The sequence below is a fragment of the Streptosporangium sp. NPDC004631 genome (genome assembly GCF_053601935.1).
Genome location: NZ_JBSGCR010000017.1, coordinates 86,630 through 106,529 on the forward strand (window position 1 = coordinate 86,630; position 19,900 = coordinate 106,529).

A 19,900-nucleotide genomic window follows, 5' to 3' on the forward strand; every position below is an offset into this window, starting at 1 on the left:
GAGCCCGCCGCCTCCGTCAGCCGGGATCGGGGAGGATCTCGTCCAACATGGCGACGCACCGGCGCAGTTCCCCGGCCTCCAGCCGGTCCGCGAACTGGGCGCGCAGGTCGCGCAGGTAGGTGGGGGTGGCCTCCGCCAGCCGTACGGCACCCCCCTCGGTGAGAACGGCGTACAGCCCCCGCGCGTCGCTGGCGCAGGCCTCGCGCTCGACGAGGCCGTCACGCTGGAGACGGTCGACGAGACGGGTCAGGCCACTGCGGGAGAGCAGGACCCGCTCGGCCAGGTCGTTCATCCGCAGTCTCCGGCCGGGCGACTCCGCCAGCTGCGCGAGCACGTCGTAGGAGGCCAGGGCCAGGTCGTGCTCGACCAGCAGCCCGGCCTCCACCGCCCGGGTGACGCGCGCCTGGATACGCTGCAGCGTCCGCCAGATCTCCGGCTCGCGTGAGCCGGCGACCTCTCGTGACTCGCCCGCTGTCAAGGACACGGAGTAACCTTAGAACGTTGCACACGCATCTACACAGCGAATTGTCCGAATCGGGGATCACAGCAGGCCCCTGGAATTCCCCAGATCCTCCCCGGGTTCTTACCATGGGTCCGTGACTTATCCCCGCTCCCCTCCGGGAGCGGCCCCTCGCCAAGCCGCATGGCGTCGCGACGGACAGACCGTGCCCGTGGAACGCCTGGCCAACAATAGACAAGGAGGGACGGCACCCTCCGCCGCCTCAGGGTGGCGGTCCGTTGCCGACACTTCGATGGCACCTACCCCGGAACTGGTGATGGCCGCGCTGGCGACCGTCAACGACCCTGAGATTCGTCGGCCGATCACCGAACTCGACATGGTCAAGAGCGTCGACATCTCCCCTGAGGGGGCGGTGCGCGTCGGAATCTACCTCACGGTGTCAGGCTGTCCCATGAAGGACACCATCACCCGCGACGTCACCGGCGCGGTCTCCAAGATCGACGGAGTGAGCGGCGTCCAGGTCGAGATGGACGTCATGAGCGCCGAGCAGCGCAAAACGCTCCAGACCAAGCTGCGCGGCAACAAGGGCCCGGAGAAGGAGATCCCCTTCGCCCAGGCGGGCTCCCTGACCCGTGTGTTCGCGGTCGCGTCCGGCAAGGGCGGTGTCGGGAAATCCTCCGTCACCGTGAACCTCGCCGCCGCGATGGCGGTGAGCGGGCTGAAGGTCGGCGTCGTGGACGCCGACATCTACGGCCACAGCATCCCGCGCATGCTCGGCGTCTCCGAGCGCCCCACCAAGGTCGAGGACATGATCATGCCGCCGGTGGCGCATGACATCAAGGTCATCTCGGTGGGCATGTTCAAGCCCGAGGGCAACACCCCCGTCGTGTGGCGCGGCCCGATGCTGGACCGGGCGCTGCACCAGTTCCTCGCCGACGTCTACTGGGGCGACCTCGACGTCCTGCTGATGGACCTGCCCCCGGGCACCGGCGACATCGCGATCTCGGTGGCGCAGCGGATGCCGTCGGCGGAGCTCCTCGTGGTGACCACCCCGCAGCAGGCCGCCGCCGAGGTGGCCGAGCGCGCGGGGTCGATCGCCGTCCAGACCCACCAGCAGATCGCCGGCGTCATCGAGAACATGGCCTGGCTGCCCTGCCCGCACTGCGACGAGCGGATCCCGGTCTTCGGCGAGGGCGGCGGCCAGACCGTGGCCGACGCGCTCACCCGCACCCTCGGCGCCCGCGTGCCCCTCCTCGGCCAGGTGCCGATCGACATGCGGCTGCGCGAGGGCGGCGACGAGGGCAAGCCGCTCGTGCTCACCGAGCCGGACGCTCCGGCCTCCACCGAGCTGATCGGCATCGCCGCCGCCCTGAGCAAGAGGTCGAGCAGCCTCAAGGGCATGCAGCTCGGGATCTCCCCGACCCGGGGCCGCTAGCGCCGCCACCCGGCCGGAACGCCGACGGGCGCCCCTTCACCTCGGGGTCGCCCGTCGTCCGTGCGCGTGCCGTCCGGCACCCGCTCGTCCGCCGGGGGGCATACCGCTCACCCGCCGGGCGGTCCGTGCCGCCCGCTCCTCAGGTCGCCTCCGAGTCGTACGGCGGGACCTCACCGTAACCGAGCTCGTGAGCCGCGTCCGCCGAGTAGGAGTCGGCGTAGGCGGACGCGACGGCCGCCGTCGGGGCCGCGGACGAGGTGCCGTTCCAGCTGTCCTCAAGATCGCCGGTGAGGTGCTTGCGGACGAAGGTCTTGGGGTTGAGGTCGGCGGGGTCGAAGTCGGCGAACTCGGGCCCGAGCCCGCTCTGCAGATCCTGCTTGGCGTTGTTCGCCATCTGACGCAGGTTGCGCAGCGTCTTCCCCGCCTGCGCGGCGGCCTGGGGCAGCTTCTCCGGACCGAAGACGAGAAGGGCGATGACCACCAGCGCCACGACCTCAGGCCAGCCGAGTCCGAACACGGTGATCTCCTACCGGGACAACGCCATGACAGCCCTCCGGGCAGATGTCCGGAGACTCTCCAGACTAATGCCCCTTACCACGAGCCCGCACCCGCCCCCAAGTGATCAAGACGGCCGGGGCGTGGGCTGCACGGGTGCGGCGCCCACGGTCACGGTGACCGTCCTCTCCCGGCCGCCGCGCTGGAACTTGACCGTCAGCTTCTCCCCTGGGGCCTTGTTCCGGATCAGGGCGATCAGCTCGTTGCCGTCCTGCAGCACGATGCCGTTGACCTCCAGGATGACGTCTCCGGGCTTGAGGCCCGCGTGGTCGGCGGGGCCGTTCGGCTCGACGGGCTGGCTGCCCTGCCTGGCCTCGGTCTGGATGCGCACCCCGGCGCCCTGGTAGCTCTGGTCGATGGTGACGCCGATCCGCGACTTCTTGGCGACCCCGGTGGTCACCAGCTCCTCGGCGACCCGGCGCGCGTGGTTCACCGGGATGGCGAAGCCGAGGCCGATGCTGCCGCTCTGGCCGCCGACCGACCTGCCGAGCGTGGCGATCGCCGAGTTGACCCCGATGACCTGGCCGTCGGCGTTGACCAGCGGACCGCCGGAGTTTCCCGGGTTGATGGCGGCGTCGGTCTGGATCGCGCTGAGCCAGGTGGTGTCGCTGCTGTTCTCCTCCCCCGCCTGGACCGGGCGGTTGAGCGAGCTGACGATGCCGGAGGTGACGGTGCCGGTCAGGCCGAGCGGGGAGCCGATGGCGACGACCGGGTCGCCCACGACCACGTTGTCGGAGTTGCCCAGGGTGATCTCCGGGGCGCCGAACGTCTCGTCGGGCTTGACCACGGCGAGGTCGGATTCGGGGTCACGGCCGATGACCCGGGCCGAGGTGGATCTGCGGTTGCTGAACTGGACCTGAATCTGGACCTGGTCGCTCTGCGCCGCCGCGGCGACCACGTGATTGTTGGTCACCACGTAACCGCCCTTGATCAGGAAACCGGAGCCGGTGCTGGAGCTGGAGCCGGCGTCGATGGAGAGCGAGACCACGCTGGGCAGAACCTTGGCCGCCACCCCCGCGATCGAGTCCGGGGGGCGGGGACTGGAACTGCTCGGCGCCGCTCCGAGGCGGTAGGAGGGGTCGAGCCCCGAGGACGGGGGGCGGGTGAGCAGGTAGGTGCCGACACTGCCGAGCGTCGAGGCCAGCAGCGCGATCAGCACGGCGAGGACGGCGAGCGTGCCGGTGCGCGGCCCGCGCCGGGCGGGGCCGGACGGGTCGGCGCCGCCGAGGACACCCGGAGGCGGCGGGAACGGCGGAGGGGCGGGAGGCGGAGCCCACCCCGGCCCCAGGCCGAACGCCTGGGACGGCGGAGGCGGCGGGGGGGCCTGGGTGGCGAAGACCGCCGTGTCCTGCCGTGCCCTGCCGGACGGATCGCCCCAGCCGCCCCCACCGGGGCGGGCGCCCCCCTCCCGCCGGTCGGTCCAGCCGTCGTGTCCGGGCCCCTCCGCCTGGCCCCGCGCCCCGGCCCGGCCCCACCGGTCCTGGCCGGGGGGCGCGCCGAGCTGGCTCCAGCCGTCGTGACGGGGTGCCTCGCCACGGGGGGAAACCGCGTCCGCCGCGGGCAGGAACTCAGGCCGGGGGGACTCCGTGGTGGGGCCTCTGTCGCCGGTGAGATCCGACGGCGTACGTCCCTCGGCGTCGTCCGCCTCGTGGGTACGGGTCTCGTCGGTCATCGAATGTTCACCACTCCTTGCCTCGCATGAGGCCGCCTACCAGAACAATCCGGTAATTTTCCCTTGAACGGCATACGAGAGATGTAAAGCGCGCCTTATCCGAAGGGGTTGACCCAGGACAGCAGACGGTGCGCACCCCGGCCGAGCCGGGTCCACAGGCCGGGCTCGGACTCGTGGGGCAACGCCGCCACCGCGGCGTCGACCAGGTCGGCCGGAGCGTCCGCGAAGACGGTGTAGACATGACCCCCACTCGCCCAGATCGTCTCCTGCTCGGCTGAATTCCGCATCCAGATCGTATGCCCGTTGCGCTGCTGAGGATGCCATCCGCGCAGCCTTTCCTCATCAAGCACACCAGGCTGGATGAAAACGGACACAACTGACAGTCCATCTGAATATCCCAGATACAAGTATCCAGTAGGAGCGGCGTGCGCGGCGAACAGTTCGAGACGGCCGGGCAGCGCGTCGGGGAAGCTCCAGCCCTGGGCCGACAGCCGGGAGGTCTCGGCGAGGTCGAACCCGCCGACGGTCAGCGCGGGACCGACAACCCTGCGCGCCGGATCGAGGGTCAGGTCGACGAACGCCCCGGCATGGACGATCCTGCCGTGGCCGTCGAGGAGTTCGCGCCGCAGCACCGGTCCACCGGCCTCGTCCAGCCAGTAGCGGGCGGCGACCGTGCCGTCGGCGCGCAGAGCGTGCACGAGGCGGGCCGGACGTCCGCAGACCTGGTCCCTGCCCGCCACCACCACCCGGTAGTTGCGGGCCAGCACCTCCAGCATGACCTCGGACGGGGCGGACATGCTCCCGGCGGGAGTGCCGGGGTCCACCCTCTCGGTGAGGTTCGAGGGCTGGGCGTGGACCGTCAGCCCCCGTCCGGGGACGTTGCGGACCTCCAGCACCGAGGAGAAGGAGCCTGAGCGGCCCCAGGTGGTGACGTACTGCGTCCCGGCGTAACCACGGGTCCGGGCGGCGACCGCCGCCTCACGGAGCAGCGGCAGGCCGGTGTCCTCGTTGTTCTCGGCGTCGTCGGGGGGCGCGGCGTGCGCCGGACCGCCCACCACCAACCCCAGCAGCATGACCGCGGCGAGGATCAGGGTGGCGGGCGGCCGGATCACGGGGTGGGCGAGAAGGTCGGCGTCGCCGCCGGCCCTCCGTAGGGCGCCGTGTTCCTGTGCTGGTTGGCGAACATGTCGACCGGCGGCACGACCCTCGGGTTGGGGTCGGACCCGGCCGCGACGAACAGGGTGCCGAGCGCCACGGCCGCGGAGGCGACGCCCACCGCGACGTAGCCCGCCCTTCTCGTACGGCGAGGGCCCGCGGCACGCCCGCGCGGCCGGTTGTCCGGCGGCGCGACGCTGTGCATGCTCGGAATCGGCGCCCCGCCGAAGGTCCGCGAGCTGGGGAAGGGCCGCTCACGCGGCGGTAAAGGGCCGCCGGGTTCCGCCATCCGCAGCAGGGACATGGTCAGGTCGGCGGGCATGGCGGGCCCGTCGAGGGATCTCAGCCGGTTCTTCAACGCCCGCACGGCGTCGACCTCGGCCCGGCAGGAGGCGCAGAAGGCCAGGTGGGACAGGGCGCGGTCGCGCTCGTGGTGGTTCAACTCACCGTCGACCAGTGCGGAAACGCGTTCTCCGAGATGACTCATGATCACTCCCTGCCAAACGGCTTGTCGTGACATTCGTCATGACTGTGGTTTCTCATGCGAATTCCTCCCCGCGGGTAACGGTCGGGGGGAGTTGGTCGCCACGGGGCGCGCGGTGCTCCAGCGCGTCACGCAACTGCGCCCGGCCGCGGTGGATGCGGCTGCGGACCGTGCCGAGCTTCACGCCGAGCGTCGCGGCGATCTCCTCGTAGGAGAGCCCCTCGATGTCACACAGGACAACGGCCGCGCGGAACTCCGGCGCGAGGGCGTCGAGCGCCGCCTGGATGTCGGCCTCCAGGTGGGTGTCGTCGTACGCCTGGGCGGGGGACGGCTCACGTCCGCGCAACCGCTCGGCGGCGTCGTCGGCGAGCCCCTCGAACCTGATGCGCTGCCTGCGCCGCGCCATGTCGAGGAACAGATTCGTGGTGATGCGGTGCAACCAGCCCTCGAAGGTGCCCGGCGTGTAGTTCGACAGGGACCTGAAGACCCGGACGAAGACCTCCTGGGTGAGATCCTCGGCGTCGTGGATGTTACCGGTCAGCCGATAGGCCAGCCGGTACACGCGCGCCGAGTGAGTCCGGACCACTTCCTCCCAGGTGGGAGGCGTCCAGTCAGGCACGGGAGTAGCTGCCTGGTGGTCGGACTCGTCCACCAGCACTCCTCTCTCCGGGACCACCGCTATCGCCATAGTGCCTGGTTTCGTCCCTTCGTGCGCACTCACTACCTTCAGGACCGGCAAAGGCCGCTTAAACCGTGCAACGCACCGGGCGTTACATGAGTTCCCGATCGGGCCTGGCTCCCTTAGGCTGCGACCCAGCGCCTATATGACTGTGTACGGAGAAAGCGGGAGGAGAGGCCGATGGCAGAGACGCCGACAAGTCCGCTGGAGGCCACTCTGGCCTATGCCGAGAAGTTCCACCCGGAGGACGAGATCCTCATGACCGCCCGCCGGCGTGCGGCGGAGGTGGGGGCTCCGCCGATCCCGCCCGGCGCGGGCGCCGCGCTCTGTTTCCTCGCCTCGGCCATCAACGCCCGCGCCGTGGTGGAGATCGGCACCGGCTGCGGGGTGTCCGGCCTCTGGCTGCTGCGAGGCATGCGCCCCGACGGCACGCTCACCAGCGTGGACGTGGAGCCGGAGCATCAGCGCCTGGCCCGGCAGAGCTTCGCCCAGGCCGGGTTCTCCGGCGGCAGGCTCCGCCTGATCACCGGCCGCGCCCTGGACGTTCTGCCCCGGCTGTCCGACGGCGGCTACGACCTCGTCTTCTGCGACGGGGCCAAGCACGAGTACGCCGACTATCTGGCCGAGTCCGTCCGCCTGCTGCGGGTCGGCGGCATCGTGGTCTTCGACGGCGCGTTCTGGAACCACCGGGTCGCCGATCCCGCCCAGCGTGACCCGGACACCGTCGCCGTACGGGAACTGGGCAAGCTGGTCCGCGCCGACGAACGGCTGCGACCGCTGATGATCCCCCTCGGCGACGGCGTCCTGGCCGCCGTCAAGCTGGGCGACTAGACAGCCACTCCAGCAGCAGGCGCACGCCGTAGCCGGTGGCGCCCTTGCTGAGAACGCCCTCGTCCGCGCCGCTGCGGCCGACGCCGGCGATGTCCAGGTGCGCCCACGGCCGCCCGCCGGTGAACTCGCGCAGGAAGAGCGCCGCGGTGATGGAGCCCGCCCCGTAGGTCGATCCGGCCTCGATGTTGGCCAGATCCGCCACGCTCGACCTCAGGGCCGGAACGTAGTCCTCGATCAGCGGCATCCGCCAGAGCCGCTCGCCGCTGCTCTCGCCCGCCCCGGTCAGCTCGGCGGCCAGACCGTCGTCGGAGGCGAAGATCGCACCGAGCCCCTTGCCCAGGGCGATGCTGATCGCCCCGGTCAGCGTGGCGATGTCCACCACGACGTCCGGGTCCAGCTCCGCGTCGGCGTAGGCCAGCGCGTCGGCCATCACCAGACGGCCCTCGGCGTCGGTGTTGAGCACCTCGACGGTCCGCCCGCCGTACTGTGTGATCACATCGGAGGGGCGCTGGGCCGTACCGGAGAAGGAGTTCTCCGCGGCGGCGATCAGGCCGGTGACCCTGACCGGCACGTCCAGGGAGGCCAGCGCGCCCATGACCGCGATGACGGCCGCGCCGCCCGCCATGTCGGTCTTCATGAACTTCATGCCCTCGGTCGGCTTGAGCGACAGGCCACCGGTGTCGAAGGTGATGCCCTTGCCGACGAGGACCACGTGCCTGGTCGCCCCCTCGGGCCGGTAGGACAGCTCGATCAGCCGCGGCGGGCTCACCGAGCCCTGGCCGACGGCCAGGATGCCGCCGAACCGCCCGGAGCGCAGCGCCGCCTCATCCCACACCGACGCGCCGACCCGGCTCCCGTTCACGGTTCCGGTTCCGGTTCCGGTTCCGGTTCCGGCGAGAACGTGCTCGACGGCGCGCTCGGCGAGCCAGCCGGGGGTCTTGATCGAGGAGGGCGTGTTGGTCAGGTCCCTGGCGAACGCGACGGCCGAGGCGATCACCTCACCCCGGGCCACCTCCGCCTCGGCGCCCTCGCCGACGAACTCGATCCGCGCCACCGGCGTGGCCTTCGCCTCACCGATCCGGAAGGTGTAGGTGGCCAGCAGCGCGCCCTCCACGAACGCGGCCACCGGCCCCTCGGGCAGCACGACCCTGATCGCGTCCCTGCCGCTGCCCCGCCGGGCCACCGCCGCACCGGCCTTGCGCAGGGCCGCGGCCGAGCCGTCCCCGATCCCGTAGAGCAGCACCCGGCCGACGGCCTCGCCGACGGCGACGGGAACCTCGACGATCTCGCCCGCCTCCCCCTTGGCCTCGTAGTGGGCCAGCAGCTCGGCCGTGGGCAGCGGTAACTCGACCTCGGGGGCGAGGTCCGCCGCGAAGGGGACCGCGAACAGTTCGGCCGTCACCGCGACCGAGGTCACGGCAGGGGCCTCCGTGCCCGCCGCACCCTCCAGGTCGGGCGCCTCCCGAAGGGAGGGCTCGCGGGGCAGCAGCACGTACGAGGAGATGGGCATGTGAACTCCAGTCATCGGCCGGGGAGCACCGCGGCCCTGGCGCGAGCCGCCCTCGGGCAGTCCGGCGGCCAGGGCCGTGCGTCGGTCGGGGTCGCTCGGGCCATGGCGGACGTCATGCTCTGTGAGCAGGAACGGATCGGACCCGGCTTCACCGCTGATCTCAGGTCGGGCTCAGACGATGACCTTCTTCAATTCCTCACCAAGGGCACTGGCCTCGGCCGCCGAGAGTTCGACGACAAGCCGGCCGCCACCTTCCAAGGGAACCCGCATGACGATGCCCCTGCCTTCCTTGACGACCTCCAGCGGACCATCACCGGTCCTCGGCTTCATAGCCGCCATGCGTGTATCCCTTCCTGCTTCGGGCTCCGGATCTCCGACTGACCCGAGGGTGGCCGACGCATTCACGTCTTCTGTGATGTCCTATTATCCCGTCTCCGGGCTCGGAATGGGAACGATCAGGCTCAGCATCGACTCATCGGGCAATCAAGACCGTCGTCCGAGCCCCTCCGGACGACCAAACTTGTCCTCGTGAACGCCCGTGCCGCTCCGTGCGCCCCCCACGGGGCATCACCCCCGGTTCCGGGGTGGCCGCCGGCCCGCCACCACCCCGGCCCACCTGCTCGCACCGCTGGACACCGCCGCTTCGGCCGTCCGCTCCGCCGTCCGGCGAACGGCCCGCGGAACCGGCCGCCCCCGGCAGGCCGTTCCGGAGACCGGACCACGAGGCCGTCCCCGGCGCGTTCGCCGTCCCGGCGGAGCCGCGCCGAGAATTTACCGAGTTGGGACGATCGGCCCCGGGAGGACGGCGGCGGGGGGCGTCAGCGGGTGTCGCGCACCCAGCAGTCGGCCACGTGGTCGTTGACCAGGCCGATGGCCTGCATCAGCGCGTACGCGGTGGTCGGGCCGACGAAACGGAAGCCGTGCGACCTGAGCTCCTTGGCCAGCGCCTTGGAGCCGGGCGTCTGGGCGGGCACGTCCGCGAGGAGCCTCGGAGCGGGCGAGTCGGGGTCGGCGTGGCGCCAGACCAGGTCGGAGAGGCCGACGTCGAGCGCGACGCGGGCGTTGGCGATCGAGGCCTCGATCTTGGCCCGGTTCCGCACGATGCCCGGATCCCCGAGCAGGCGGTCCACGTCGGCCTCACCGAACGCGGCCACCGCCGGGATGGAGAATCCGGCGAAGGCCGCCCGGAAGTTCTCCCTTTTGCGCAGGATCGTGATCCAGGAGAGGCCGGACTGGAACGCCTCCAGGGTGAGCCGTTCGAAGACCCGGTCGTCACCGATGACCGGGCGGCCCCACTCCTCGTCGTGGTAGGCGATGTAGTCGGGAGCCGAGCTCACCCATCCGCAGCGCACCGGCCCGGTCATCGAAGATCCCTCGCGCCCGGCGCCCGCGGGCGGTCGCCGTCCCTGTCGCTTTCGAACCCGGACGGGGCCTCCGAGCTCTCCGGGGCCTCCGGAGAACCCGGGGACTCTGGGGCCTCTGGGGCCTCCGGGAATTTCAGGGGTTCTGGGGCCTCCGGGGAACCCAGGGCCTCCGGGGATTCCGGGGAACCCGGGACCTCCAGGGCCTCCGGCAGCTCGGGAGGCCCCTCGGGGGCCTGCGGACGGTGCTCGGTGCGCGGGGCGGCCGGTGGGCCGACACGAAGTTCCTGACGCGCCTGGAGCCTGCCGGCGAGCAGATCGTCCACCCGCTGTTCAAGGACCGCGATCCTGGTGTCGCGCTCGCTCAGCGCGTTCGCGACCCGGTTCAGCGTCTCGTCCACGCTCTGCGTGTGATAGCCGACGAGGCTCACCGGGAGATGCAGGGCCATGAAGTCGGCGGCGCCGAGCCGCGTGGCCTCGGGCAGGTCGAGTGGGGGAACGTCCGGGGCGAACTCGGCCAGCTCGCCTCCGTACCCCATGGCGACCGCCACCACCCCGGCGAGGACGGCGAGAGCGGCGAGAGCGAGTACGACCAGCACATACGAATCGTGCCACAACTCCCCTGGCCTAGGATCAGTTCATGACAGCTCTCATGGTCTTGGGCCCCGGCGACCGCGACGACCCCGACTGGGCCGGGGCCGGTTCGATCGCCGAGATCGAGAGGCTGGTCCGTGCCGGGCGCACCGTCGTCGTCACGCCCGCCGAGCTCGCCGGAGACCTCCCGGACGACCGGGACGGCCGAGACGACGGGGGCGATGGGAACGGCGGAGACCTCGGAGGTGACGAGGACGGCGGGGAGACCGCCGAGCTCGCCGCGGCCGCGCTCTGCGCCTGGGCAGGCGCCCGGGTCTTCCGCACCACCCGCCCCGACCAGGTACGGCTCGCGGTCGAGATGGCCGACTCGCTGGCCGGGCGGCGCCCGCCCACGCTGACCCGCCGCGGCCTCGCCTAATCGCACTGATCGCGAGTGTTCACCGGGCGGCACCGTTCCCGGCGCCGGTCAGGCCGGTGACCCCACTCGCCGTACCGCCGCGGAGAGCCCTATTGGGCGTCGGCGACCGTGCCCCGGGTGGCGGCACGCTCCCTCCTGCCCCTGTTGCCGCGGTTCAGGTGGTCGGCCTCGACGACGATCCGTACGGCCTCGTCCACGCTGTCGGTCACCTGGATGAGACCCAGATCCGCCGGAGAGATCTTGCCGGTGCCCACCAGGGTCGTCTTGATCCAGTCGACCAGGCCGCCCCAGAACTCCGTGCCCAGGAGCACGACGGGGAAGGACGTGACCTTTCGCGTCTGGACCAGGGTCAGCGCCTCGAACAGCTCGTCCATCGTGCCGAAGCCGCCCGGCAGCGCGACGAAGCCGCAGGCGTACTTCACGAACATGGTCTTGCGGACGAAGAAGTAGCGGAACTCGATGCCCAGGTCGACGTACTCGTTCATGCTCTGTTCGAAGGGGAGCTCGATGCCCAGGCCGACGGAGACCCCGCCCGCCTCCCTGGCCCCCCTGTTGGCCGCCGCCATGCAGCCGGGCCCGCCGCCGGTGATCACGGCATAGCCGGCCTCGGAGAGCTTCCGGCCCAGCTTGATGCCCATCCGGTACTCGGGCGAGTCCTGGGGGGTGCGCGCGGATCCGAAGACGGTCACCGCCTGGGGGAGTTCGGCGAGCTGCCCGAAACCCTCCACGAACTCGGCCTGGATGCGCATGACCCGCCATGGATCCATGTGCAGCCAGTCCGCGGGGCCTCGGCGATCGAGAAGCCTCTGGTCGTGGGTGGAGTCGGAGACGAGGTCGCCACGGACCACTGCGGCCCCCTGGCGACGCTCCGGACGTGTCTTCTTCATGGGGACACGCTAGTGCGGCGACCACGAATGTTCACCGGGTCACGTATTGTCCGCCGGCGTCGCTCCGGCCGACGGCACCACTCGCCGTACCGGCGCGGCGGACAGGTCACCAACCCGGCGAAGGTCCGCGATCATCACACCGGCCCCGGAATCAGAAAAATCTTGAAAAATCTCCCGGGAATCCGGGAACCGAATTTCCGGGAGGCCGCGTCTAACTGCCGAGGGTGCTGCTCGGGACTGAAAGTGGCTTTCCCCGCCAAATGGCCGGCGAGGAAAGCCACTTTCATTTGTGCCCCGGCTCTTCAGGGGGCGTGACCAGGGCGGCGACGGCGCGTGGCCCCGGATCAGCCGGGCCGCGAATCAAGCCACTGGAACATTCTTCGCTCACAGTCGGTGATCTTCTCAAGTGAGACGAACTCCCCACTCTGATGGGCGAGATTCGGATCTCCCGGCCCGTAGTTCACCGCGGGAACACCGAGGGCGGAGAAGAGCGAGACATCGGTCCAGCCGAGCTTGGCCCGCGGCGTGCCGCCGACAGCCGACAGGAAGGCCGCCGCCACCGGATGGGTGAGACCGGGCCGGGCGGCGGGGGCGCCGTCGGTGAAACGGACCTCGAATCCGTCGAACACCTCGCTCACATGAGCCTGGGCGGCCTCCAGCGTCAGGTCGGGGGCGAAACGGTAGTTGACGGTCACCACGCACTCGTCGGGGATCACGTTGCCCGCGACGCCGCCGCGGACCGCCACCGCGTTCAGGCCCTCGTGGTACTCCAGCCCGTCCACCACCGGCAGCCTGGCCCGATAGGCGTTCAGGATCTCCAGCACCGGCTGGGCCGCGTGCACGGCGTTGACCCCGAACCACGATCTGGCGCTGTGCGCCCGCCTGCCCCGGAGCGTGATCTCCGCCCGGAGCGTTCCCTGGCAGCCCCCCTCGACCTCGCCGTCGGTGGGCTCCATGAGCACCGCGAAGTCCCCGGCGAGCCAGTCCGGGTGATCTCGGCTGAGCCGGAGCAGGCCGTTGCGCTCGGCCGCGATCTCCTCGCAGTCGTAGAAGACGTAGGTCACGTCCCTGCTCGGCTCCCTGAGCGCGGCGGCCAGTTTCAGCGCCACCGCGACGCCGGACTTCATGTCCGAGGTGCCGCAGCCGTACAGCAGGCCGTCCTCGACCCGGCTGGGCAGGTTGCCGGCGACCGGGACGGTGTCGAGGTGGCCGGCGATCACCACCCGCTCGGCGCGTCCGAGCGCGGTGCGGGCCACGATCGACTCGCCGTCGCGGTCCACCCGCAGGTGCGGCAGCGCCCGCAGCGCCTCCTCGACCGCGTCCGCCAGCACCTTCTCGTCGCCGCTGACCGACTCGACGTCCACGATCCGCGCGGTGAGCGCCCCGACGTCCTGTGTGAGATCCAGACGCGTACTCATGGTCGCGACCCTATCCCCCGGCTGTGGGCTTTACTGGAGGCGTGTTGCGCATCGGCGAACTGGCCGCGCTGGCCGGGGTCACGACCAGGACGATCCGTCACTACCACCAGGTGGGTCTGCTCACCGAGCCGCCGCGGACCCCCGCGGGCTACCGGCTGTACGGCATGGCGGACGTGGTCAGGCTGATCAGGATCCGGCGGCTGACGGCCCTCGGCATGAGCCTGCCCGACATCGGCCGGCTGCTCGGCCCCAGACAGGACCTGGCCAAGGCGCTGACCGACCTGGACGCCGACCTGGCCAGGGAGGAGGAGGCCGTCCGGCGGCAGCGGGCCATGCTCGCCGAGCTCCGGCACACCGGCGGGGATCCGGCGTTCACCCCCGAGCTGGGCCGCGTCTTCGCCGAGCTGGAGCAGGTCTTCCCCGCCCATCCGCTGCTGGAGCGCGAGCGGGAGACGATCGTCATGCTGGAGACCGTGGCGCCCGAGACGGCCGGGGCCCTGGCGGACGTCTACCGGATGTCGATGGGCGACGAGGGGCTCCAGCGCCGGATGTGGGACCTGGGGATGCGTTTCGAGGCGCTGCGGGAGGCCTCCCCCGACGATCCGGAGGTCGCCGCGCTCGCCGGCGAGTTCGCCGACGCGCTGCGTCCCTTTCTCGGCACCGTGGCGGCCGAGACCCCGGCGGGGGCCGTGTCGGGAAAGACGCCCGGCGCGCCGACGGTCGACGACCTGTCACCCGCCCAGCGCAGAATGGTAGAGCTGATCACAGGTTGAGTCCGTACTCCCGCAGGATCTCGCCGAGCGCGGACCTGTCGTGCCGCGGCGCCTCCGGCAGGTGTCCGAGCACCAGCACGCACGGCAGCCCGAAGGCGCCGCCGGCCGGCGACGCGGCCCTGGTGCCGCCGACGGCGACGGACCGGTCGGGAACGCGCCCGCGCTCCAGTTCCTCACCGGTCCGCACGTCGACGACCGGCGTGGAGGCGGACAGGATGGTGCCGGCCCCGACCACCGCGCCCCGGCCCACCCGGGCCCCCTCGGCGATCAGCGCGCGACCGCCGATCAGCGCGTCGTCCTCGACCACCGCCGGGACCCCGTCCGGCGGCCCGGCCCCTCCGCTGACGCAGGCCCCGCCCGACAGGCGGACGTTCTCCCCGATCTGGGCGCACGAGCCGACCGTGGCCCAGGTGTCCACCACGGTCCCGGCGCCCACGTGGGCGCCGATGTCGACGAACGAGGGCATCAGCACGACGCCGGGCGCCAGGTGGGCGCCCCAGCGGGCGATCGCCCCCGGCACCACCCGGACGCCGTCGAAGGAGGTCTTCAGGGGGATGCGGTCGTGGTGCTGGAAGTCGCCCACCTGGGATCTGACCAGGCCGAGCAGGCGGAAGGCGAGCGCGACGGCCCGGCCCGCACGCCTGTCCACGACCACCTCGCCGCCGCCGGAGACGGTGGCGACGCGGGCCGTACCGGTGTCGAGCAGGTCGACGGCCCCCACGACGACGCCACGCGCCTCGGCGTCACCGGGGTCCAGCTCGTCTCGGCGTTTCCACAGTTCGTCGACGGCCGCCGGAAGCAGACTGTCATGGCTCTGGCTCGTGACTCCTCCGCTCCCGGACGAAAGCGGCTTCTCGCCGAGCCGCAGGGGCACCGCGACGGACAGGTCCCGCCCACAGAACCTGTGAAACGATAACAGAACGCGACGGTCCCGCTGCGAGATTTCACCGGGATTCACCGCGGGCTCCCCAGCTCCCCGAGATCGGTAGGTTCTTCAGCGTGCGACGGCGGTTCTCCAAAGGGGTCATCGCGATCGTCTCGATCGTGATCGTGCTCGCGGTGGCCATCACCGTGGGCATCTTCAAACTGCTCAACCGGGTCACGCCGTTCGCCGAGCCCGGCGAGGGATGCAGGATCACCGCGCCGGGGGGCTCTCTGGAGCTGGAGATCGGGCAGGCCCAGGTCGCCTCGGTCATCGCGATGGTGGCCGCCCGCAGGAAGCTGCCCGAGCGGGCGGTGGTGATCGCCTACGCCACCGGCATCCAGGAGTCCAAGCTGCTGAACCTGCCGTTCGGCGACCGCGACTCGGTGGGGGTGTTCCAGCAGCGGCCGTCCCAGGGCTGGGGCAGGCCCGATCAGCTCGTCGACCCGGTCTACGCGACGGGGAGGTTCTTCTCCGCGCTGGTGAAGGTGAAGGACTACCAGAGGCTGCCGGTCCACGTGGCGGCCCAGGAGGTGCAGCGTTCGGCCGACGGGTCGGCCTACGCCCAGCACGAGGAGGAGGCGAAGATCCTGTCCGCGGCGTTCACCGGACGGGTGCCCAAGGCCGTGCACTGCTGGTTCCCCACCCCGGCCCCCACCCCGGCCGCGAGCGCGGCGGGCGGGACGTCGCAGCCCGGCACCGCCAAGGCCAGGCGCGCGCTCGCCTACGCGCTCGGTCCGGGAGCCACGCTCACCGCCACCTCCCCGCGGCGGGGCTGGCTGATGGCCGGTTGGTCGGTCGCCCACGCCCAGGAGTTCGGGCTGCGCCGGATCCGGTTCGGCGGCCAGTCGTGGACCTCGGCCGACGGCGGCCGGGGGTGGAGGGCCGACGCCGGGGCCCCTACGGGCCAGGTGGACATCTCCTAGCTCTTCTTCTCGATGTTGATGGAGCCCGGGGGCAGGGGCTGGGCGTGCGAGGAGTTCCAGGGCTGCCCCTGGAGGCGGTCGAAGCAGAGCAGCCGGCCGTCGGCGGCCCGGTAGTCGGCGAAGTCGAGCAGACCGCGCTCGGGCATCGAGGTGACGCCCTCGGAGCGGAAGGCCGCGGTGCCCCGCTCCACGGGGAAGAACTCGACGCCCTCCACGCTCAGCGTGGTCTTGGCCGGGATCATGCCCTGGGTGGGCACCGGAGTCCAGAGCAACACCTCAAGGTGGGGTGGATCGTCCGGGGTCGGACCGTCGTGCGTCTCGATCGACAACCACTGGTAACGGTGGGTGCCGTCGTCCAGGAGGTACTCGGTCCACTGCTTGCCCTGCCACGACAGGTACAGGGCGCCCAGGACACGGGTACGCACGCCCTGGCGGTCGATCGTGTCGCCCACTTTGATCGTGCGTGGATCGGGGTAGTCGATGCCGACATGGCCGGCGCTCGGGCGGGGCGACGGCTGGACGACCTCGACGGACGGGAGGGGGGTCTCGCCGGGAGACTCGGACCTGAGCGGTCTCCTGTCCTGGCGCGTGGTCGCGAACAGCGCGCCCAGCAGCAGCACGAGGGTGACCGCGCTCAGTCCCAGTATCGCGGCGACCTCAGGGGTCATGCCGCGGGATCCTACTGGAGGCGGCGTGCTGCCGCACTGATACGTTCGTCACTCGCGGTCACGGCGATTCGGATATGCGCACTACCGGCCTTTCCGTAGAAGTCACCCGGTGCGACCAGAATGCCATTCTCAGCGAGGATTCGCGCCTGTTTCCAGCAGTCCATACCGTTGGACGCCCATAGGTACAGTCCTGCGGTGGAGTGGTCGACCCGCCAGCCAGCCGCCTCCAGGGCGGGGCGGAGCACCGCGCGGCGGGCGGCGTAGCGGGCCCGCTGCTCGATGACGTGCGCGTCGTCGTCCAAAGCCACGGCCATGGCGGCCTGAACCGGTGCCGGCATGAGTATGCCCGCGTGCTTGCGGACCTCCAGCAACCGCTGGATCAGCGCCGGGTCACCCGCGACGAACCCGGCCCGGTAACCCGCCAGGTTGGAGCGCTTGGAGAGCGAGTGCACCGCGAGCAGGCCCTCGTGCGAGCCGCCGCAGACGTCGGGGTGGAGGATCGAGACCGGCTGCTCCTCCCAGCCCAGCTCGATGTAGCACTCGTCGGAGGCCACGACCGCGCCGTGCTCGCGCGCCCACGAGACGACCTTGCGCAGGTGCTCGGCGGGCAGCACCCTGCCGGTCGGGTTGGAGGGGGAGTTCACCCAGACCAGCGGCACCCGCTCGGGCCCGAGCGCCGTCAGCCCGTCGGTGGCGTACGGCTCGGCGCCCGCGAGACGGGCTCCGACGTCGTAGGTGGGGTAGGCCAGCTCGGGGAGGATCACCCGCCGGCCGGGGCCGACGCCGAGCAGCGTCGGCAACCAGGCCACCAGTTCCTTGGAGCCGATCAGGGGCAGCACGTCCGCCTGGTCCAGGATCACGCCGTGCCTGCGCCGCAGCCAGCCGGCGGCGGCCGAACGGAGTCGCTCGGTGCCGTAGGTCGGCGGGTAGCCGGGGCTGTCGGAGGCGTCGGCGAGGGCCTGCCGCACCACGGCGGGCACCGGGTCGACGGGCGTGCCCACCGACAGGTCGACGATGCCTCCGGGATGTTCCCGCGCCAGCGTCTTGAGCGGGGTGAGGCGATCCCATGGGAAGTCAGGCAGGCCGATCAAGCTTGTCCCTCGCTGAGGTTGTGCTCCGTCCCCGACGGGGCGGGAGAGAGAAGACGTCTGGTCGGTGAAGCCGTGCGGGTGGAGACGGCTCACCGCGCCACCCCTGCCCGCACGGATCTCCCGGGTGCCCCGCCGGTGGACCGCTCCGGCCCACCGGCGGACCGTTCCGGTCCGCTAGTGGCTTTCGGCCTGCGGAGGCAGAACCGCGACGACCGGGTGGTCCTTGTGGATCTTGCCGACCTTGGACGCCCCGCCGGGCGACCCCAGGTCTTCGAAGAAGTCCACATTGGCCTTGTAGAAGTCCTTCCACTGCTCGGGAAGGTCATCCTCATAGAAGATCGCCTCAACGGGGCAGACGGGTTCGCACGCGCCGCAGTCCACGCACTCGTCAGGGTGGATGTAGAGCATGCGCTCGCCCTCGTAGATGCAATCGACGGGGCACTCCTCTATGCACGCCTTGTCAAGGACGTCCACGCAAGGCTGCGCGATGACGTAGGTCACCTCGGGCTCCTTCTTTATTTACGCACCTAGGCACGACTTCGACCGCGGGTTGCTACGCCCTAGTATTGCCGTGCCCGCCTTGTAGCTGAAACGGGAGGGGGCGAAAGACGATGATCCCCGGTCTGGGCGCCGCCCTTGAAATCACCATAACCCCTTCTGACGTGGGGAAAAGAGTAACCACCCGACGACGTGTTCCCGAGGGGTTCCGCGACGCCGTGGGCGAGCTGGAGTTCTGGCGGGACGGCGTGCTGGGCGTGCGCAAACGCGACGGCACCCTGGTCGAGATCGCCCAGGCGACGCTGGCCGCGGCGAAGGTCGTCCCGGACCGGCCGCCCCGCCGGATGTAAGCCGTTCCCCAAAAAAGGCCGCGCCTCCTCGACCCGTCCGGCCGTCGCGGAGAGTATTCGGCCGTGACCGTACGCATCAGCGCCGCCGCCGCCATGATCCTCACCGCCACGATCGCCGGATGCAGCACTCCGGCCACCGAGGACAAACAGCTACCCCCGGTCAAACCCCAGGCCTCCTCCCTCCGTGACGGGTTCTCGACGATGGACCGCCTTGTCGAGGCGGCCAGGAAGGAGAGCTCGCTCACCGTCATCGGCCTGCCGCGTGACTGGATGAACTACGGCGAGATCATCGACACCTTCTCCGACGAGTACGGAATCAAGGTCAACCAGGTGGAGCCGGGCGCGAGCAGTCAGCGGGAGATCGAGGCCGCGGCAGCGCTCAAGCCCGACGTGTTCGACCTGAGCCTTGAGGTCGCGGTGGCCAACGCCTCCGCCTTCGCCCCCTACCGGGTGCAGCCGTGGCAGGACATCCCCGACCACCTCAAGGACTACGGCGGGCGCTGGTACGCCGGGTACGGCGGATACATGTCCATCGGCTACGACCCCCGCAAGGTCGCGGCCCCCACCTCCTACGCCGACCTGCTCAAGCCCGGTTACAGCGTCTCGCTGCCCGGCGACCCCCGGCAGGCCGCCACGGCCTTCAACGGGGTGATGGCGGCCTCGCTCAGCGGCGGCAAGGCCGAGGCGGCGAGGGGCGTGGAGTTCTTCGGCCGCCTGAAGAAGGCCGGCAACCTCGCGGCGACGCAGGGGGCGGCCTCGGCCGTGGTGGACTGGGACTACCACAACGCCGAGCGGGCGGCCCACGAGGCGGGCGGCGACAAGCCCGGCTGGAAGGTCGCGATCCCGGGCGAGAACGTGCTCAGCGCGTACTACGTCCAGGCCATCAGCAAGAACGCCCCGCACCCGGCGGCGGCCCGGCTCTGGCAGGAGTTCATCTTCTCCGACCGGGGCCAGAACCTGTTCCTCAAGGGGTACGCCCGGCCGGTGCGGATGGAGGCCCTTCAGATGCGCGGCACGCTGGATCGGGAGCTCGCCGCCAAGCTGCCCGCCACGGACGCCAAGCCGGTGATTCTCACGATTCCCGAGACCGATACGGCCAAAACGTACCTCAAGCGCGAGTGGGGGGCGAAGGTCGGTTAAGCCTGAGGCTGACGAGACTGATATGTCGGGACATCTTCAAGGCTCTAAAGTGTCTGAGGAGGACCGATAAGAG

The 19,900-nt window shown here is 71.0% G+C and carries 23 protein-coding genes; 7 read left to right on the forward strand and 16 right to left on the reverse strand.

Annotated features, from left to right (window positions below; genetic code table 11):
* Window positions 1-16 precede the first annotated feature (16 nt).
* Complete coding sequence (locus ACWEF2_RS18890; RefSeq protein WP_453816796.1) at window positions 17-484, reverse strand: MarR family winged helix-turn-helix transcriptional regulator; 468 nt, start codon at window positions 482-484, stop codon at window positions 17-19.
* A gap of 268 nt (window positions 485-752) precedes the next feature.
* Here ACWEF2_RS18890 and ACWEF2_RS18895 point away from each other — a divergent pair, with 268 nt between their 5' ends.
* The gene (locus ACWEF2_RS18895) at window positions 753-1,895 is read left to right on the forward strand and encodes an Mrp/NBP35 family ATP-binding protein (protein ID WP_453816798.1); all 1,143 of its coding nucleotides are present in this window, start codon (window positions 753-755) and stop codon (window positions 1,893-1,895) included.
* Between the two features lie 139 nt (window positions 1,896-2,034).
* On the opposite strand, the gene ACWEF2_RS18900 is transcribed toward ACWEF2_RS18895, so the two are convergent.
* The 5 genes from ACWEF2_RS18900 to sigE all read right to left on the reverse strand — a co-directional run bounded on the left by ACWEF2_RS18900 (window position 2,035) and on the right by sigE (window position 6,449).
* Window positions 2,035-2,412 carry a sec-independent translocase gene (locus ACWEF2_RS18900; protein WP_453816800.1) on the reverse strand — a complete coding sequence of 126 codons (378 nt, stop codon included), beginning with the start codon at window positions 2,410-2,412 and terminating at the stop codon, window positions 2,035-2,037.
* Between the two features lie 105 nt (window positions 2,413-2,517).
* Window positions 2,518-4,122, reverse strand: a complete 1,605-nt coding sequence (locus tag ACWEF2_RS18905) for a S1C family serine protease (protein ID WP_453816802.1) — start codon at window positions 4,120-4,122, stop codon at window positions 2,518-2,520.
* A 95-nt stretch (window positions 4,123-4,217) separates the two neighbouring features.
* Window positions 4,218-5,234, reverse strand: a complete 1,017-nt coding sequence (locus tag ACWEF2_RS18910; RefSeq protein ID WP_453816804.1) for a sigma-E factor regulatory protein RseB domain-containing protein — start codon at window positions 5,232-5,234, stop codon at window positions 4,218-4,220.
* Window positions 5,231-5,764 (reverse strand): anti-sigma factor family protein, encoded by a 534-nt coding sequence (locus tag ACWEF2_RS18915; protein WP_453816805.1) that lies wholly within the window; start codon window positions 5,762-5,764, stop codon window positions 5,231-5,233. The genes ACWEF2_RS18910 and ACWEF2_RS18915 overlap by 4 nt, the downstream gene beginning before the upstream one ends.
* Before the next feature lie 52 nt (window positions 5,765-5,816).
* Window positions 5,817-6,449, reverse strand: a complete 633-nt coding sequence (sigE, locus tag ACWEF2_RS18920) for an RNA polymerase sigma factor SigE (RefSeq protein WP_453816807.1) — start codon at window positions 6,447-6,449, stop codon at window positions 5,817-5,819.
* A gap of 171 nt (window positions 6,450-6,620) precedes the next feature.
* On the opposite strand from sigE, the gene ACWEF2_RS18925 reads away from it, so the two are divergent.
* A complete protein-coding gene (locus ACWEF2_RS18925) occupies window positions 6,621-7,271 on the forward strand; it encodes an O-methyltransferase (protein ID WP_453816809.1) in 651 nt (216 codons plus the stop codon).
* Here the strand turns inward: ACWEF2_RS18925 and ACWEF2_RS18930 are convergent.
* The 4 genes from ACWEF2_RS18930 to ACWEF2_RS18945 all read right to left on the reverse strand — a co-directional run bounded on the left by ACWEF2_RS18930 (window position 7,255) and on the right by ACWEF2_RS18945 (window position 10,741).
* Window positions 7,255-8,781, reverse strand: a complete 1,527-nt coding sequence (locus ACWEF2_RS18930) for a leucyl aminopeptidase family protein (RefSeq protein ID WP_453816811.1) — start codon at window positions 8,779-8,781, stop codon at window positions 7,255-7,257. The genes ACWEF2_RS18925 and ACWEF2_RS18930 overlap by 17 nt on opposite strands.
* Window positions 8,782-8,952: 171 nt before the next feature.
* Window positions 8,953-9,120, reverse strand: coding sequence for a DUF3117 domain-containing protein (locus ACWEF2_RS18935; protein ID WP_355598230.1), 168 nt, complete (start codon window positions 9,118-9,120; stop codon window positions 8,953-8,955).
* 479 nt (window positions 9,121-9,599) lie between these two features.
* Window positions 9,600-10,145, reverse strand: a complete 546-nt coding sequence (locus ACWEF2_RS18940; RefSeq protein WP_453816813.1) for a DNA-3-methyladenine glycosylase I — start codon at window positions 10,143-10,145, stop codon at window positions 9,600-9,602.
* A complete protein-coding gene (locus tag ACWEF2_RS18945; RefSeq protein WP_453816814.1) occupies window positions 10,142-10,741 on the reverse strand; it encodes a hypothetical protein in 600 nt (199 codons plus the stop codon). Before ACWEF2_RS18945 ends, ACWEF2_RS18940 begins: the two co-directional genes overlap by 4 nt.
* A gap of 41 nt (window positions 10,742-10,782) precedes the next feature.
* Between ACWEF2_RS18945 and ACWEF2_RS18950 the strand changes: the two genes are divergently transcribed.
* A complete protein-coding gene (locus ACWEF2_RS18950) occupies window positions 10,783-11,154 on the forward strand; it encodes a hypothetical protein (RefSeq protein WP_453816816.1) in 372 nt (123 codons plus the stop codon).
* An 89-nt stretch (window positions 11,155-11,243) separates the two neighbouring features.
* Here the strand turns inward: ACWEF2_RS18950 and ACWEF2_RS18955 are convergent, their stop codons facing one another.
* The gene (locus ACWEF2_RS18955) at window positions 11,244-12,041 is read right to left on the reverse strand and encodes an LOG family protein (RefSeq protein WP_355598222.1); all 798 of its coding nucleotides are present in this window, start codon (window positions 12,039-12,041) and stop codon (window positions 11,244-11,246) included.
* Window positions 12,042-12,385: 344 nt separating this feature from the next.
* Window positions 12,386-13,459: a succinyl-diaminopimelate desuccinylase gene (gene dapE, locus ACWEF2_RS18960; RefSeq protein WP_453816818.1), complete on the reverse strand. Its 1,074-nt coding sequence runs from the start codon at window positions 13,457-13,459 to the stop codon at window positions 12,386-12,388.
* Between the two features lie 44 nt (window positions 13,460-13,503).
* Between dapE and ACWEF2_RS18965 the strand changes: the two genes are divergently transcribed.
* Window positions 13,504-14,232, forward strand: coding sequence for a MerR family transcriptional regulator (locus tag ACWEF2_RS18965; RefSeq protein WP_453816820.1), 729 nt, complete (start codon window positions 13,504-13,506; stop codon window positions 14,230-14,232).
* Here the strand turns inward: ACWEF2_RS18965 and ACWEF2_RS18970 are convergent.
* Window positions 14,222-15,106 carry a 2,3,4,5-tetrahydropyridine-2,6-dicarboxylate N-succinyltransferase gene (locus ACWEF2_RS18970; protein ID WP_453816822.1) on the reverse strand — a complete coding sequence of 295 codons (885 nt, stop codon included), beginning with the start codon at window positions 15,104-15,106 and terminating at the stop codon, window positions 14,222-14,224. The genes ACWEF2_RS18965 and ACWEF2_RS18970 overlap by 11 nt on opposite strands.
* Window positions 15,107-15,231: 125 nt before the next feature.
* Between ACWEF2_RS18970 and ACWEF2_RS18975 the strand changes: the two genes are divergently transcribed.
* Complete coding sequence (locus ACWEF2_RS18975) at window positions 15,232-16,080, forward strand: hypothetical protein (RefSeq protein WP_453816824.1); 849 nt, start codon at window positions 15,232-15,234, stop codon at window positions 16,078-16,080.
* On the opposite strand, the gene ACWEF2_RS18980 is transcribed toward ACWEF2_RS18975, so the two are convergent.
* The 3 genes from ACWEF2_RS18980 to fdxA form a co-directional block, all read right to left on the reverse strand.
* The gene (locus ACWEF2_RS18980; RefSeq protein WP_453816826.1) at window positions 16,077-16,748 is read right to left on the reverse strand and encodes a DUF4178 domain-containing protein; all 672 of its coding nucleotides are present in this window, start codon (window positions 16,746-16,748) and stop codon (window positions 16,077-16,079) included. The genes ACWEF2_RS18975 and ACWEF2_RS18980 overlap by 4 nt on opposite strands.
* Before the next feature lie 11 nt (window positions 16,749-16,759).
* Window positions 16,760-17,839 (reverse strand): succinyldiaminopimelate transaminase, encoded by a 1,080-nt coding sequence (dapC, locus tag ACWEF2_RS18985; protein ID WP_453816828.1) that lies wholly within the window; start codon window positions 17,837-17,839, stop codon window positions 16,760-16,762.
* Between the two features lie 174 nt (window positions 17,840-18,013).
* Entirely contained in the window at window positions 18,014-18,340 is a 327-nt protein-coding gene (fdxA, locus tag ACWEF2_RS18990) for a ferredoxin (protein ID WP_189792132.1), read from the reverse strand.
* Between the two features lie 110 nt (window positions 18,341-18,450).
* Here fdxA and ACWEF2_RS18995 point away from each other — a divergent pair, with 110 nt between their 5' ends.
* Both ACWEF2_RS18995 and ACWEF2_RS19000 read left to right on the forward strand, forming a co-directional pair.
* Window positions 18,451-18,687, forward strand: a complete 237-nt coding sequence (locus ACWEF2_RS18995) for a putative acetyltransferase (RefSeq protein WP_453816831.1) — start codon at window positions 18,451-18,453, stop codon at window positions 18,685-18,687.
* Window positions 18,688-18,750: 63 nt separating this feature from the next.
* Entirely contained in the window at window positions 18,751-19,827 is a 1,077-nt protein-coding gene (locus ACWEF2_RS19000) for an ABC transporter substrate-binding protein (protein WP_453816833.1), read from the forward strand.
* Window positions 19,828-19,900: the final 73 nt, after the last annotated feature.